At 70.0% G+C, this 14,725-nt stretch carries 8 protein-coding genes and 2 pseudogenes; 4 read left to right on the plus strand and 6 right to left on the minus strand.

What is annotated here, in order from left to right; all coding sequences use genetic code 11:
• Positions 1-95 precede the first annotated feature (95 nt).
• The 5 genes and pseudogenes from tig to ABXS69_RS08410 form a co-directional block, all read right to left on the minus strand.
• The gene (gene tig / locus ABXS69_RS08390) at positions 96-1,520 is read right to left on the minus strand and encodes a trigger factor (RefSeq protein WP_366180233.1); all 1,425 of its coding nucleotides are present in this window, start codon (positions 1,518-1,520) and stop codon (positions 96-98) included.
• 214 nt (positions 1,521-1,734) lie between these two features.
• On the minus strand, positions 1,735-3,180 hold the full coding sequence (locus ABXS69_RS08395) for a L,D-transpeptidase (RefSeq protein ID WP_366180234.1): 1,446 nt from the start codon (positions 3,178-3,180) through the stop codon (positions 1,735-1,737).
• A 300-nt stretch (positions 3,181-3,480) separates the two neighbouring features.
• Positions 3,481-4,092: pseudogene (locus ABXS69_RS08400) on the minus strand (IS481 family transposase); the annotation flags it as partial.
• A 247-nt stretch (positions 4,093-4,339) separates the two neighbouring features.
• Positions 4,340-5,095 carry a Fic family protein gene (locus ABXS69_RS08405; protein ID WP_366180235.1) on the minus strand — a complete coding sequence of 252 codons (756 nt, stop codon included), beginning with the start codon at positions 5,093-5,095 and terminating at the stop codon, positions 4,340-4,342.
• Complete coding sequence (locus ABXS69_RS08410) at positions 5,092-5,292, minus strand: hypothetical protein (RefSeq protein WP_366180236.1); 201 nt, start codon at positions 5,290-5,292, stop codon at positions 5,092-5,094. The genes ABXS69_RS08405 and ABXS69_RS08410 overlap by 4 nt, the downstream gene beginning before the upstream one ends.
• 687 nt (positions 5,293-5,979) lie before the next feature.
• Between ABXS69_RS08410 and ABXS69_RS08415 the strand changes: the two genes are divergently transcribed.
• From ABXS69_RS08415 to ABXS69_RS08430, 4 genes are all read left to right on the plus strand, one after another.
• Complete coding sequence (locus ABXS69_RS08415) at positions 5,980-8,739, plus strand: helicase-related protein (RefSeq protein ID WP_366180237.1); 2,760 nt, start codon at positions 5,980-5,982, stop codon at positions 8,737-8,739.
• Positions 8,708-9,082 (plus strand): hypothetical protein, encoded by a 375-nt coding sequence (locus ABXS69_RS08420; protein WP_366180238.1) that lies wholly within the window; start codon positions 8,708-8,710, stop codon positions 9,080-9,082. Before ABXS69_RS08415 ends, ABXS69_RS08420 begins: the two co-directional genes overlap by 32 nt.
• Complete coding sequence (locus tag ABXS69_RS08425; RefSeq protein WP_366180239.1) at positions 9,082-12,003, plus strand: hypothetical protein; 2,922 nt, start codon at positions 9,082-9,084, stop codon at positions 12,001-12,003. Before ABXS69_RS08420 ends, ABXS69_RS08425 begins: the two co-directional genes overlap by 1 nt.
• A gap of 121 nt (positions 12,004-12,124) precedes the next feature.
• Positions 12,125-13,903, plus strand: coding sequence for a hypothetical protein (locus ABXS69_RS08430; RefSeq protein ID WP_366180240.1), 1,779 nt, complete (start codon positions 12,125-12,127; stop codon positions 13,901-13,903).
• Between the two features lie 427 nt (positions 13,904-14,330).
• On the opposite strand, the pseudogene ABXS69_RS08435 reads toward ABXS69_RS08430, so the two are convergent.
• Positions 14,331-14,672 (minus strand): annotated as a pseudogene (locus ABXS69_RS08435) (helix-turn-helix domain-containing protein); the annotation flags it as partial.
• Between the last annotated feature and the right edge of the window lie 53 nt (positions 14,673-14,725).

Consider the following 14,725-nt stretch of genomic DNA (forward strand, 5'->3'; position numbering starts at 1 on the left):
CCGCGCCGGCGAGACTCCCCGTGATGAGAGGGGCGCCCCCATCCGTCTCCTCGGATGGGGGCGCCCCCGCGCTCAGATGGCCCGGGCCCGACGGCTCACTCGGCGCTCGGGGCGCTGGCAGAGGAGGCCGATGACGGGCTGGACGGCGAGGAGCCGGAGGCGGCCGAGCCGGCCTTCCCATCGCCGTCGGCCGGGGTGGCGACGCGCTGGACCTCGTCGACGATGGCGGCGGCGTCGGCCTCATCGGAGCCGATGAACTCGCTGAGGTCGAGCTCCTTGCCCGCCGAGTCCTTGACGGTCACCTGGCGCAGGGCCAGGGCGAGGGACTTGTTGCGGGCGAGCTCGGAGACGAAGGCCGGGATCTGGCCGGCCTGCTGGGCGCCCTGCATGAACTGGCCGGGCTCCATGCCGTACTGCTGGGCGGTCTGGAAGAGGAAGTCCAGGAGCTCGCTCTGGTCGACGCGCACGTCGAGGGTCTCGGCGAGGACGTCGAGGATGATCTGGTCGCGCACGCCGCTGGTGACGTCGTCGCGGATCTCGGCGGCGTGCTCCTCGTCTCCCTCCTTGCCCTCGGCGGCCAGGTGCTGGGAGACCTCGTTGTCGATGACGGCCTGGGGGACCTCGAAGTCGATCTTGTCGCGCAGCAGGTCGAGGAGGGCGTCGCGGGCGGCGACGGCCTGGTCGGCGGTCTTGCGGTCGGTGGCCTGCTTGGCGAGGTCCTCGCGCAGCTCGGCGATGGTGTCGAACTCGGAGGCCATCTGGGCGAACTCGTCGTCAGCCTCGGGCAGCTCGCGCTGCTTGACGGCGGTGGCGGTGACGGTGACCTCGGCCTGCTCGCCAGCGTGCTCGCCACCGGCGAGCTCGGTGGTGAAGGTGGCGGACTCCTCGGCCTTGAGGCCGCGCAGGGCCGTGTCCAGGCCCTTGAGCATGTTGCCCTTGCCGATCTCGTAGGAGACGCCAGAGACGGAGTCGACCTCCTCGCCGTCGATGACGGCCTTGAGGTCGATGGTGACGAAGTCGCCGGTCTTGGCCTTGCGGCCCACGGACTTCAGCGAGCCGAAGCGGGCGCGCAGGGAGTCGAGCTCGGAGTCGACGTCCTCCTCGCCCACCTCGACGGCGTCGAAGGTGAGCTCGACGCCGTCCAGCTCGGGAAGGTCGAACTCGGGGCGCACAGTGACCTCGGCGGTGAAGGCGAGCTGGCCGCCGTTGGCCCCGGTGACGTTGGGCAGCTCAGTGACCTCAACCTCGGGCTGGAGCAGCGGCACGCGGCCGGACTCTGCGATGGCGTCGCGGTAGCGGTTGGGCAGCTCGTTGTTGACGGCCTCCTGGATGACGGAGGCGCGGCCGACGCGCTGGTCGATGACGCGAGGGGGGACGTGGCCGCGGCGGAAGCCGGGGACCTGGACCTGCGAGCCGATCTCCTTGTAGGCGGCGTCGAGGCTGGGCTTGAGCTCCTCGTAGGGGACCTCCACGGTCAGCTTGATGCGCGCGGGGTCTAGGTTCTCGACAGTGCTCTTCACGGGGGATCTACTCCGAATGCTGGGTTGCAGGTGCGCCGTCGTCCGGCGGACGCCCATGGATGGCGTCAATCCCGGCCATCCTATGGCACTCGCCGCTGAGCGGTGAAAACAGCCGGGAGCCCCCGCCTATGGCGCTGGGCACAACCGGCGGCGGCCCGCCCGCCGACCGGGGCCCGCCCGCCGACCGCGGCCCGCCCGCCGACGGCGGCGGGACTCATTCGTGGGTGACGACCGTGGTGCCGATCTCGACGAAGTCGTAGAACCAGTGGGCCTCCTCCACGGGGGCGTTGACGCAGCCGTGGCTGGTCCGACCGGAGCCGTAGCCGAACTCGGCGGCCCAGGGGGCGCCGTGGATGGCGAAGTTGCCATCCCAGTAGGCGATCCAGGGGACTCCCTTCTGGCAGTAGGGGAAGTCGGGGGCGCAGCCGAGGTCCTGGGACTCGTTCTTGAGGTAGACGTGGTGGGTGCCGAGCTTGGTGGCCCACTCGCCGGACTCCTCACCGTGGTTGATGCTCACGGGGCCGTGGACGACGGTGGTGCCGACATAGGCGGTCATCGTGTCGTCGGTGAGGTTGACATCGACCCATTTCTCACTATCAGCGGCCTGGTAGGCGAAGCGCTCGGGGCCCGAGGGGACGGTGCGGGTCCGGGCGGAGGGGGCGACGGGCTCTAAGGCGAGGGCCCCGGAGTAGTCGGTCCCGGCGCTCAGGGCGGAGACGATGCCGTCGGCGATCTGCTGGGCGTTGGTGGTGCGCGTGCCGGGCCGGCCGGGGCGGGCCAGGCCGAGGTCGTTGCCGGCGGCGTCGACATTGGTGATCTCATGGACCGGTGCCCTGTCCACCTCGGCGGTGCGGGCGTCCACCCAGGCGCGGACCTTGGCGGGGTCGACCTGGGCCGTCATCCCCTGATCGGTGGCGATGGTGGTGACCCAGGAGGCCTTCTCAGCCGATGTCGCAGTCCAGGAGGAGCCGGCCCCGGTAAGGGTGACGACGCTGGAGATGAGCGCGTTGGCCTCGGTGACGGCGGTCTGGGCGTGGGAGGTGGTGGTCGGGGCCTTCTGGGGGGCCGCGGCCACGGCGATCTCGCCGCCGCTCAGCGAGCGGGCAGAGGTGGTCAGGGAGGCGCGGATGGCGGCGCCGTCGACACCGGTTCCGGAGGAGTCGGGGACGACCTCGAAAGCGGTCCCGTCGGCGCTGAGCTGGATGCGCGCGGGGACGGGCGCGGTGCCGGCGAGGGCCTGGGAGGAGGCGAGGAAGCCGGCGAAGGCCGCCTCATCGAGGGTGACCGCGGGGATGACCTCGCGGGGCCCGATGATCGATCGCAGGGTGGGGCCGAAGGAGCCCGCGCCGGCGACGGCGGCCCTGGCGGTGGCGTCGGCGTCGAGGACGACCCCGGCCTGGGCGAAGGTGGCCGTCTGGCTGCTGTCCCCGACGCGGATGGTCACCTGGGCCTCGTTGAAGCGGGCGGAGACGAGGCCGACGATCTGGTCGCGGTCGAGGCCGCTGACGTCTTGCCCCGCGATGGTGGTGCCGGGCAGGGCGACGCCGTCGTGGGCCTGCGCGTAGCCGCCGACCATCGCGGCCCCGCTGAGCACGAGCGCGCAGGAGGGGGCGATCTGCCACCACCCCGACCTTCGCCTATTCCCCGCGCCATGCCGCATGACGAAAGGATAAAGGCCTCGCCCGCGCGCGGCATATTCTGCCTGCTCACGCCGCGCGACCAGGGGCGGGGGCGGGCGGCGCCGCTGGCGGCGGCCCCAGGCGACGGCATGAGACGGGGGCCGCGCCGACTGATGCCGCTCCCACCGAGCAGCGCTGTTCGCACCCACTGGTGCGGGCAGGACGCACCAGTGGGCGCGAACGGCACCGCTCAGTGCGGAACGCACCGCTGACGCCACCGTGGGCACTCACGCTGCGCGGGCCGACTCGCAGCGCTCAACCCCCGCCTACGCGGGCTGGACGTTGTAGTGATGGTTGAACACGGCGATGGCCTGGCGGCGATACTGTTCTGAGGTGTAGTCGCGGGCGTAGAGGCACTCCTCGGCCAGGATCCAGTGGTAGTGCTCTACCTCGCCGCCCGGCCTCGGCGTGTAGGGGCGCGTCCTCTGATGCCGCAGCGCGTGCGCCAGCACCGTGCGGTGGAAGTTCTTGGCCCTGTGGCTCGCCGTGTTGTCGGTGAACACCCGCACGAGACGCTCAGTGCCGTGGGCGGCGAAGAAGGCTCGGGCGCGGCAGAAGAAGGCGATGGTGGTCGACGCCTTCTCGTCGTCGAGGGCCTTGGTGTAGGTCAGGCGGGAGAAGCCGTCGATGGCGGTGTGGATATGGGTGCAGCCCACGCGCGCGCCGGCGCCACGCTTGGAGGCCCTGGCCTTGGCCGAGCCTCTGCCGTGAGCTCTCCAGCCGCCGCCGGGCGGGACGGGTCCGACCTTCTTGACATCCACGTGGATCATGCGCCCCGGGAACCGGGCGATGCCGGCCTCGGCGGCGACGTAGGCGATAGGGCGCCCGGACTCGACGCGCTTGGCGAGCCGGTAGCGACCCTCCGGGGTCAATGGGGCCTTACGGTGTGTCATACGGGCGGCGGGTTCTCTCTGGGACGGACAGTGACTGAGCACCACCCATCCTGACAGGCAGACCCCGCCGCCCCCTACGCACCCCCAGCGTCCACAACGCCAAGACCCACAACAACTAGGTGTACTTCTTCGGGAGGTTGTGTACGGGTTGGGTGGGTGAAGGCTTCCTGGGCAGGATGTGGGTTACCACGCTCACGTCCGGTCCGAGGAGGACGGCGTTCTTCAAGACTCCTGAGAAGCCGTCTCCTCACGCGCGAGGCCGACGGCGCGGACGCCCCGACCGACGGGCGCCCTGCGGTTGGCGGCGCGCTCGCGCCGTCCTCGTGACCAGGTCGTCGAGGACCTGCTGGTGGGTCAGCGGCGCGGGCCGCACCGCCTTGGCCAGCACCTGCGCCAGGTCGGCGTTCGATCCCGTGCCCTGGGAACGGAAGCGCGCGGCCACGAACTCGTCACGCAGTGCCTGGCCCGGCGCGAACCGGTCCGCCTCGAGGACATAGCCGGCGTGCTCACACAGCTGGGAGAAGAAGATGAACTGGCTGCGAGTGTTGCCCTCGCGGAAGGAGTGGATCACGTTGATCTCACCCCATGACTCGGCCAGCTCGCGCACGAAGTCGCCGGTCTCCAGACCTCGTAGGAGGTTCTTGCCCGCGAGGCGGCGATACTCGGTCTCGGCCGCCGCCGTCAGCGCGGGGCCTGCCGGGTAGTAGGCGTGGCCGTCCTTGACCATGAACCGACCCACCGGGGCGGTTCGCTCCTGACCCTCCCACTCGTAGACGTCCTGGAAAATGCGGCGGTGGATGGCCTTCATGTGCTCGTAGTCGAAAGCGCCGTCAACCGGCGAGGAGGCAAGTTCGGTCATGCGCACCTCGGTGACCTTCTCCTCGAAGTCACGCAGGATGGCGGGGTCGGTCTCCCCATAGGGCTTGCCGGGTGAGACGAGCAGGTTGCGCAGGACCTGGGTGCCCGGGATGAAGTAGTCCTCCCAGGACAAGGGCCGGCTCACCGGGCCAGGGCGCGACGGCGGAACAGCGCAACGGCCTCATCGCCACTGACCTGCCCTGAGGCCACGCGGTCCAGCAGCTCGAGGCTGTCCTCGTCCTCCACAGCATGACCTGCCAGGTTCGCAGCCGCGCGGGCGAGCATGCGAGCCCTCATTGCCTCCGCGCTCAGGTGCGTGGGCGCCACCGGAACCTGCGTCATGATGCCTCGTCTCCCATTGTCTGTCTGTTGATCGAGTCTACCCGTGGGGCGGGCTGCCTCATACGCCCCGGGCCACGGCCGCAGCGGGGTGCAGCCAGAGGTCGTGTGTGGCCGGGGCCAGGCGGTCCGGGCGCAGCCACTGCTCGCGCATCGGCCTGTCGTAAGGGATGGTCACCACCCCGCGAGCCCTGGCGGACCCCAGAGTGGATCGCTCCAGGTGTGGTGGAGGGTCTGATCCCACGGAAGGATGAGGACCATGCCAGCACCTGGGAAGTACCCCGAGGAGCTCTAAGGAGCGGGGGTGAGGCTGTGCCTGGACGCCCCGGCCGACCCCGCCAGGGCATTCCTCGCCGCTGACGGCATCGAGTGGCTGGTGCGGGTGGTCGCCGACAACGGGGTGAGCTACCGGGTCAAGGACGTCCGCCGCACCGTGGCCTGCCCGGCCTCCCGCCACCAGCACGTCCACCGCTACAGCTACCATCGGCCCCACGCCACCTGCCACGACCAACCACCCGAGTCCACGCCCGCATCACCAACGTCATGGCCTCATACAACTAGGTGCCTCGAGGACGTCTTACGGTACTCCTTGGCCGAGGCGTCCTCCGTCAGTCAGGCAGGAGGAAGGTCTCGGTGTGGTGCGCGTGCACGAGGTGGGGCTCGTCGTCGTTGGCTCGTAGGATCACGTCCGTGACCACGGCCATACCCGCCCCTCCCCCATCCGGTTCCCCAGGCACCACCTCCGGCTCCCTTGACGTCTCCCCTGGCTCGGTGGTGCGCGTGCGCGATGAGGAGTGGCTGGTCACCCAGGTCTCTCACAACGCCGACGGAATGCTCGTCACCGTCCAGGGCCTGTCCGAGCTGGTGCAGGACACGACCGCCCAGTTCAGCGCTGGCCTGGACCGCATCACCCCGGTGGACCCGCGCCACACCCGCGTGGTGGCGGACCCGTCGCCCGGCTACCGCCTGTCGCGCCTGTGGTTGGAGGCGACGCTGCGTAAGTCCCCGCTGCCCGCGCTCTCCACGGAGCTGGCGGTGGTGGGCGGCATGCTGGCCGATCCTCTGCCCTATCAGCTCGCCGCGGTCCGTCAGGCCCTGGACCCGGCGAACCTGCGCCCCCGGATCCTGCTGGCCGACGCCGTCGGGCTGGGCAAGACCCTGGAGATCGGCATGATCCTGGCCGAGCTGGTGCGCCGGGGCCGTGGGCAGCGCATCCTCATCGTCACCCCGCGCCATGTGCTGGAGCAGATGCAGCACGAGATGTGGTCGCGTTTCGCCCTGCCCTTCGTGCGCCTGGACTCGCTGGGCATCCAGCGGGTGCGGCGCTCGGTGCCGGCCACCCGCAACCCGTTCTCCGTCTACCACCGCGCGATCATCTCGATCGACACGCTCAAGTCCGACCGCTACCTCAACCACCTGCGCCGCCAGCACTGGGACGCCGTCGTCATCGACGAGTCGCACAACGTGACGAACCGGGGCACGCTCAACAACCGTCTGGCTGACGTGCTGGCGCGTCAGACGGACGCCCTCATCCTGGCCTCCGCGACCCCGCACAACGGCGACCCACGGTCCTTCGCCGAGCTCATCCGGCTGCTGGAGCCGACGGCGGTGCGCCCGGACGGCACTTTGGATGAGGAGGCCGTGCGTCGCCTGGTCATTCGTCGCCACCGTCATTCCCCGCAGGTGCGTGACGTCGTGGGTGGCCGGTGGAAGGAGCGGCTGGCCCCGGTCAACCGGTTGGTGGAGCCGTCGGCGGCGGAGGAGGCGGTGGCGGCGGAGCTGTCACGCTCCTGGCTGCACCGGCCCGACGGCGCCGCGGCGCCCGGCATGGTCCCCGGCACGGGCAGGGGCGGGGAGGCCCTGTTCTCGTGGACGCTGGCCAAGGCCTTCCTGTCCTCCCCGGCGGCTCTCATCCAGACGATTGATGAGCGCATGGCGCGGCGCCGCACCCGCGCTGCGAACCAGGAGGCGCTGGCCTCCTCGGAGCAGGTGCGGGCCCTGGCCCGGCTGCGCGAGCTGGCTGTGCAGGCCAACACGACGGACTCGGGCAAGTACCGGGCGCTGTTGGAGGAGCTGGCACGGATCGGCATCGGGCGCCGCTCACCTGAGCGTGTCGTGGTCTTTGCCGAGCGGGTGGCGACCTTAGGCTGGCTGGCGGAGCACCTGCGTGAGGACCTGGGGCTGCCTGCCGAGGCGGTGCGGATCATGCACGGTGGCTTGTCGGACGTCGAGCAGCAGGAGATCGTCGAGGCCTTCCGCCAGTCGCACACGCCGGTGCGCGTCCTGGTGACCGGTGATGTGGCCTCGGAGGGTGTCAACCTGCACGCCCAGTGCCATGAGCTCATCCACTACGACATTCCGTGGTCACTCATCCGGATCGAGCAGCGCAATGGCCGGATCGACCGTTACGGCCAGGAGGTCTCTCCCCAGATCACGACTTTGCTGCTCAGCCCTGCGGACCCGGGATTCTCCGGTGATGTGCGGGTGCTCACCCGCCTGATGGTCAAGGAGGACCAGGCGCACCGGGCGCTGGGGGACGCTGCGTCCCTCATGGGCTTGTACTCCGGTGAGAAGGAGGAGAAGGCGATCCGTGAGGCGCTGGCGGCGGGCACGGATATCGATGCGGTCGTGCCGGATGTGGATGTGGCTCTGGAGCGCGACCCGATGGCTGCCCTGTTCGCGCGCCTGACGGGGGCGGTGCCTGCCGACGGCGAGGCCCGGCCTTCCAGCACCACCCCGGCGGCCAGCACCACCCCACCCACCAGCACCACCCCGGCGGCCGGCGTCCCGCCCTCCCCCGCGTCCACGGCCGCGTCAGCGGTGCCCTCGACGCAGCCTGCATCCGAGCAGGACCCCTTGTACGCCTCGCAGGTGGATTACCTGCGCCAGGCCCTGACCGAGCTCTATGAGCGCCCGGAGGAGAAGGCCGACCCGGTGACGGGCGGGGGCGGGGTGTCCTGGCGTGAGCACGGCGTCGAGCACGTGGCCGAGCTCGTGCCCCCGCCGGGGCTGCGCGCCCGCCTGGCGGTCCTGCCACAGTCCTATTTGCAGGAGCGCCGGGTGCGCGATCGCCTGCTACTGGCGACCACGGCCCGCAAGGGCGCGCAGCTGCTGGCTCAGGCGCTGCGAGACGACTCGGACTCCTCCTGGCCGGAGGCCCACTACCTGGGACCCTTGCACCCGGTGCTGGAGTGGGCCGGTGACCGGGTGCTGGCGCGCCTGGGACGCTCCTCGGTCTTCGCCGTCCACGGCAAGGTGAACGCGCCGACCGTCCTGCTCCTGGGAACGCTGACGAACCGGGCAGGGCGGACGGTGTCGATGGTCAGCGCGAGCGTCGCCTTCCCCTGCCTGGACGTGGAGGCGGCCCGCGCGGATGTGGCGGCAGGGCGCGTGATCACCACGCGTTCCCATCCCCACGGTGCACGACTCGCCGGCGGCCATGGTCGCTGAGGTCGGGGTCGGGCCGGGGCAGACGAACCCGGGCGCGCCCGCGGATCTGGACCTGCTGACCGCGCTTGTCGCCCCGGCGGTGGGTGCGGCCCACGCCCCAATGAGGATGGTGGTTGATGCGGCCACGGCGGACGCCGAGCGGCGGGTGAGCGCCTGGGCGGCGCGAGTGGACTCATGGGATGACGACGCCGGCCGGCTCCTGCAGAACCGCCAGCTGCGCTCTCAGCGGCGCACGGTGGGCCAGGAGCGTGCGCTCATCGCGCAGCACTCGCCCGCCCATACGCTCATCCGGCCGCTGCTCGTCGTCGTACCGCGGCAGGCCGCTGAGGAAGGAGACCGCTGATGGCGGCATCGGACGCGCTCGTTGTGGGCGAGGACTGGATCAGTGAGCACTACTTCACCACCGACGCCGCCAAGGGCTCCTTCCTGGCGCGGGTGCTGGAGCGTCGCAAGCAGTGGGAGGAGATGGAGAAGCCGGCCGACGGGGCGGTGCCCGCGCCGACGCCGCGTACGCGTGTGCGCGCTGCCCGGCCCCGGCTGGTCGAGCTGCTGGCGGCGCTTCCCGCGGCCGACGGTGGTGGGTCCGACGGCGGTGCGGTGGGCGGGCCGCTGGCCCTGACCGCCGCTGGCCTTCAGGCCTGCGCCGAGCTGGACACGCTGCTGCGCGAGGTCCTGGGTTTTGCCTCGGCCGAGTACCGGCTGACCGAGCGCGGGCCGGTGACGCTGGTGCGCCCTGTGGGTGATGAGGGCCCGGCCCCACTGGCCCTGCTGCGGGCGCGCCCGGTCTGCGCGGTGGAGGACCTGCTGGTCAAGGACGGCCTGAGCCTGGCGGAGCCGTGGGAGCCGGTGGACCTGGAGGAGCCGGCCGCCCCGCCCGTGGAGGGCGCTGAGCCGGTGGAGTCGGTGTCCCGGGCGCTGTCGACGCTCATGACGCACGAGCACGGCCCGGCTTTCGCCCTGGTCCTGGCGGGCCGGTGGGCACTGGTCGCGGAGAAGGAGCGCTGGCCGGAGGGCCGGTGGCTGGCGGTGGATGTCCAGCTGGTCGTCGAGCGCCATGACGTGCGGCGCGGCGGCGAGGTGGAGCGGGCCCTGGCCTGCCTGGAGGCGGCCTCCCTCGTGCCCGGCCCGGAGGGTGAGACGTGGTGGACGGTGACGCTGGCGGAGTCGACGGCGCACACGGTGGGGGTCTCGAAGGACCTGCGCGAGGGGGTGCGCTCCTCGATCGAGGTGATCGCGAACGAGGTGGTGCGCCGTCGCGCGGCGGCGGGTCTGGCGCCGCTCCCCCAGTCGCAGGCGCAGCCGCTGGCGCTTCAGTCGCTGCGGTTCATCTACCGGATCATCTTCCTGCTGTACGCGGAGGCGAGCCCGGAGCTGGGTGTGCTGCCGGTGGGGGCCGCGGAGTACGACGCCGGTTACGGCCTGGAGCGTCTGCGCGAGTTGTGCCTGCGTGAGCTGCATGAGGAGTCCTCTCAGTCGGGCACGCACATCTATGAGTCCTTGCGCCTGCTGTTCTCCCTGGTGGACAAGGGGCACCGCGCCCCGGCGGCGGGCGGTGAGGCCGGTGAGGCCGGACAGCCGGTTGACGGCCTGGTGTTCCAGCCGATGCGCGCGGACTTGTTCCGCCCGGTGGCGACGGCGCTCATCGACGAGGTGAAGCTGGGCAATGCGGCGATGCTGCGGGTCCTGCGCAGCCTGCTGCTGACGAAGGAGGGCGGCAAGACCGGGCGCGGCTTCATCTCCTACGTGGAGCTGGGCATCAACCAGCTGGGCGCGGTCTATGAGGGGCTCATGAGCTACACGGGTTCCTTCGCCACCGAGCGCCTGTGGGAGGTGGCCCCCGGTGGGGATGCCTCGAAGGGCTCGTGGGTGGTGCCGCACGATGTCATGGAGGGCCTTCAGGCGCGGGACTTCGTGACGACGGTTGACGAGGCCACCGGGGAGCGCCGGAACGTGACCTATGAGGCGGGCGAGTTCGTCTTCCGGCTCTCGGGCCGGGACCGGCAGCGTTCGGCTTCCTTCTACACCCCGGAGGTGCTCACCCGGTTCACGGTGCAGCAGGCGCTGGCCGAGCTGTTGGACTGTGGTGGGCGGACGACGAGCGCCGAGGAGGTGCTGGGCCTGACGGTGTGCGAGCCGGCGCTGGGCTCGGGGGCCTTCGCGATCGAGGCGGTGCGCCAGCTGGCGGAGCAGTACCTGTCGCGCCGGGAACGTGAGCTGGGTGAGCGGGTGGACCCGCAGGAGCGTCCCCGCGAGCTGGCGAAGGTCAAGGCGTACCTGGCCTTGCACCAGGTGTACGGGGTGGACCTCAACGCGACGGCGGTGGAGCTGGCGGAGGTCTCCCTGTGGCTGGAGACGATGGTGGAGGGTCTGGCGGCGCCGTGGTTCGGTCTGCGCCTGCGGCGCGGCAACTCGCTCGTGGGCGCCAAGCGGGCCATGTACTCGCTCTCACAGCTGAAGAAGGGGGCGTGGCTGAGGAGTGCGCCGGTGGCCGAGCCTCTGCGCGCGGTGGCTGAGGTTCTGGATTCCGACGACGGCGTGCGCCGCCTGGGTGGGGCGGTGGACGTGTCGGATCGCGTCCACCACTTCCTCCTGCCGGCTAAGGGCTGGGGTAGTGCGGTGGAGGTGCCGAAGCAGGTGCGGGACCTGGTCGACGCTGAGCGCCTGAGGGCGCTCAAGGCCTGGCGTAGGGAGGTGACGAAGGCGCCGACTCCGGTGCAGGCCAGGCGGCTGACGGCGCTGGCGCGGCGCGTGGAGGTGCTGTGGGAGCTGAGCCTGCGGCGCCTGCGGGTGGCGGAGGCTGAGGCCTCCCGGCGGATCGACCTGTGGGGCCGGGTGGCGGCGCCGACCGCGGGTTCGACGGTGAGCCGTGAGGAGATTGAGGCCTACCTGGCTGATGAGGACTCGGCCTACCGGCGGTTGCGCCTGGTGATGGATGCGTGGTGTGCCCTGTGGTTCTGGCCGCTGACGACGGATGTGTCCCCGCCGACGCTGGAGCACTGGTTGAACGCCTTGGAGGGGATTGTGGGCCGGGCGCCCAAGGACGCCAAGGGCACGGACGGGACGCTGGCCGAGGCCTCGACCTGGGCGCAGCTGGAGGATGTGGAGGCCGTCGAGGCTCAGTTTCGCGGGCGCCCGCCCGGTCGGCTCCGTGTGCTCCGACCCGGGCAACCGCTGGCTGGAGGTGGTGCGCTCAACAGCAGTCGAGCAGGGCTTCTTCCACTGGGAGCTCGACTTCGCCACGGTCTTCGCGCGAGGCGGCTTTGACCTCCAGGTGGGTAACCCGCCGTGGGTGCGTCCACGCACCGATGTTGGCGCCCTGCTGTCAGAGGGTGACCCGTGGTGGACCCTGACAAGCAAGCCCTCGGTCGCCGCCAAGAATGAGCGCATGCCCATCACCGTGGCCCGCGACGGCGTGCGAAACCTGGTCATCGAGGGCACGGCGGAGGTCATTGCCCAGTCCGAGCTGCTGAGCGACCCAACCGTCTATCCGCTTCTGAGTGGCCAGCCCGACCTTTACCGGGCCTTTATGTGCCAGGTGTGGGAGCACCAAGCCGAGCGGGGCATCTCCAGCCTCATCCATATGGAGACGCATATTACGGACGCCAAGACGCCTGAGCTGCGTGCTGCCGCCTACCGGCACCTGCGCCGGCACTGGCAGTTCATCAACGAGCTCCAGCTCTTCGACATCCAGAACCAAAAGACGTACGGGGTCCACGTCTACGGGGCGGATCGGACCCCTCAGTTCGCCCATGCGACTTCGCTTTACCACCCCGACACTGTCCTGCGCTCGCTCCTCCACGACGGCAGTGGTGAGGAGCCCGGCTTCAAGGATCCGCACACGGGCACGTGGGACCTGCGCCCGCACGCGGCCCGTGTCCAGCGGGTGGACGCGTCGGTGCTGCGGACCTGGCAGGCGGTGACCGAGGCCGAGGACTGGCGCTCGACGCCCATGGTCTCAACCGTCAACTCGGCGGCCGCGCGCACACTGTCCACGCTGGCGTCGCATCCGCGCCTCAGCAGCCTCGGGCTCGAGTTCTCACGCGGCTGGGATGAATCAATCGACCGTCAGAAGGGCCGCTTCGTCCAGCAATGGGGTGAGGCGTCGTGGGAGGACGCGATCCTCCAGGGTCCGCACATCTATGTCTCAACACCGCTGTACAAGAGCCCGAACGAGACGATGAAGAACCAGAAGGACTGGACCTCGACGGATCTCGAGGTTCTTCCTGCGAGTGCGCGGCCGGTGACGCAGTACAAGCCGGCTGGAGAGCGCGCCGACTACGACCGTCTCTACACCCACTGGGGCGAGTCCTCCGCCCGCGACCACTACCGCATCGCGTGGCGCCGCATGGCCGCCAACACCGGCGAGCGCACCCTCATCCCGGCGATCATCCCTCCCGGCGCGGCGCACGTTGACTCCGTCTTCTCTGCCGCAATGCCCCATACCGCACCGTTAGCCGCCACACCGATCGTAGCCGGACTGGCGTCTTCTCTTCTCGCTGACTTCCAGGTTCGCTCCCGTGCGCGCAACGACATCCGCGGCAACGATTTCAACCTGCTGCCGACCCTTCCACTTGAGAGTTCATTGGCTCGCAAAGTCACCCTGCGCAGCCTGCGCCTCAACTGTGCGACCGAGGCCTATGCGGACCTGTGGGCTGAGTGCTGGGATGAGTCCTTCCTCGATGATGCGCCCATCTTGGAGCGTTATGACGAGCGTGGGGTGGGGCCGGTGTGGACGCCGGATGTGCCGTTGCGTCGTGCGGAGGATCGTCGCAACGCTCAGGCGGAGATCGATGTCATGGTGGCGATGATGCTGGGTGTGCCGGTGGAGGATCTGTGCACGATCTACCGCACGCAGTTCGCGGCGCTCTACGACTATGACCATGGCCGTGGCCAGGGCGCCTACGTCTATGACGCCAATGGCCGCCAGGTGCCCACGCCCGTGCGTCAGGCCTGGGCCAAGCGCGGCCGTCCGGACTCGAACGACGTCATGCCGCTAGCGGAGCGCACCCACACCCACCCAGGCTCCGGCGTCAACTATGTCTATTCCCTCCCCTTCCGCACCCGCGACCGCGAGTCCGACTTCCGCCGCATCCACACTGCACTCAATATCACGTCAGGCGACACTACAATGCCAATCTTGTCACCATCGAGCAGCCGAACATAGATCGGTAGCGCTCGTTAGCAGCCGCCTGGTGCGGCAGATAGTGTACCACATGTCGTCACCCGGGAACCAGCAGAACAACCACCCCCCAGCAATGGCGTCAGGCTGCAGCAAGGACCTTAGCGAACTCGACGTCATCCAGGTACTGGAAACTCTGCGGCGGCTGAGCCACACCCAAGTCATCAGCCAGGGACAGAGGCTTACACAGACGAGTCACCGCCCCAACCTCGATTCCGGTCGCGCGGTCCTTACCAGCGTAGTAGGTGAAGAAATCCGCCTCACCAATCACCCCCCGCCTGTGAAACTCGTTCCATAGCTCAGAAGGTGTCCGGGTCCGCTGCGCTAGGTGTACTGATCGGGGATGTTGGTTAGCCGGGTGATCGGTGGGAGGTTGTCGCGGTTTTGATCGCCCTGGCGGTGTCCCACGAAGCGCCAGCCCCAGGCGTGAGGCGAGCTGGACGGGTCGTTCCCTCAACCTGAGCCGAAGGCTCACGCGCCGTTTGACGATCCGCTGAGGTGTCTTGCTCGGGCTGTGGCGTGGTCGTGATGAACGGTCCTGCATCGACTCCCCGGCGCGGTATCGGTCGGTCCAGCGCTTCACGGTCGGCCAGGACACCTGGAAGCGGGCGGCGGCCTCGCTGATCGGGACGCCGTTGCCGACCACCAGGCGGGCGATGATCAGACGGTGCCTCGGGGTCAATGCTGCGTTAGCGTGGGACGCGAGAGGGCCTTCCTGGCTTGAGCGGTTCTGTCGCGACTCCCACTCAACCAGTAAGGCCCTCCCCATACTCACACAACCGGATCGCAGTCCTTCAACCAACCTGC

Source organism: Actinomyces timonensis, assembly GCF_040702965.1.
Classification (GTDB): Bacteria; Actinomycetota; Actinomycetes; order Actinomycetales; family Actinomycetaceae; genus Actinomyces; species Actinomyces timonensis_A.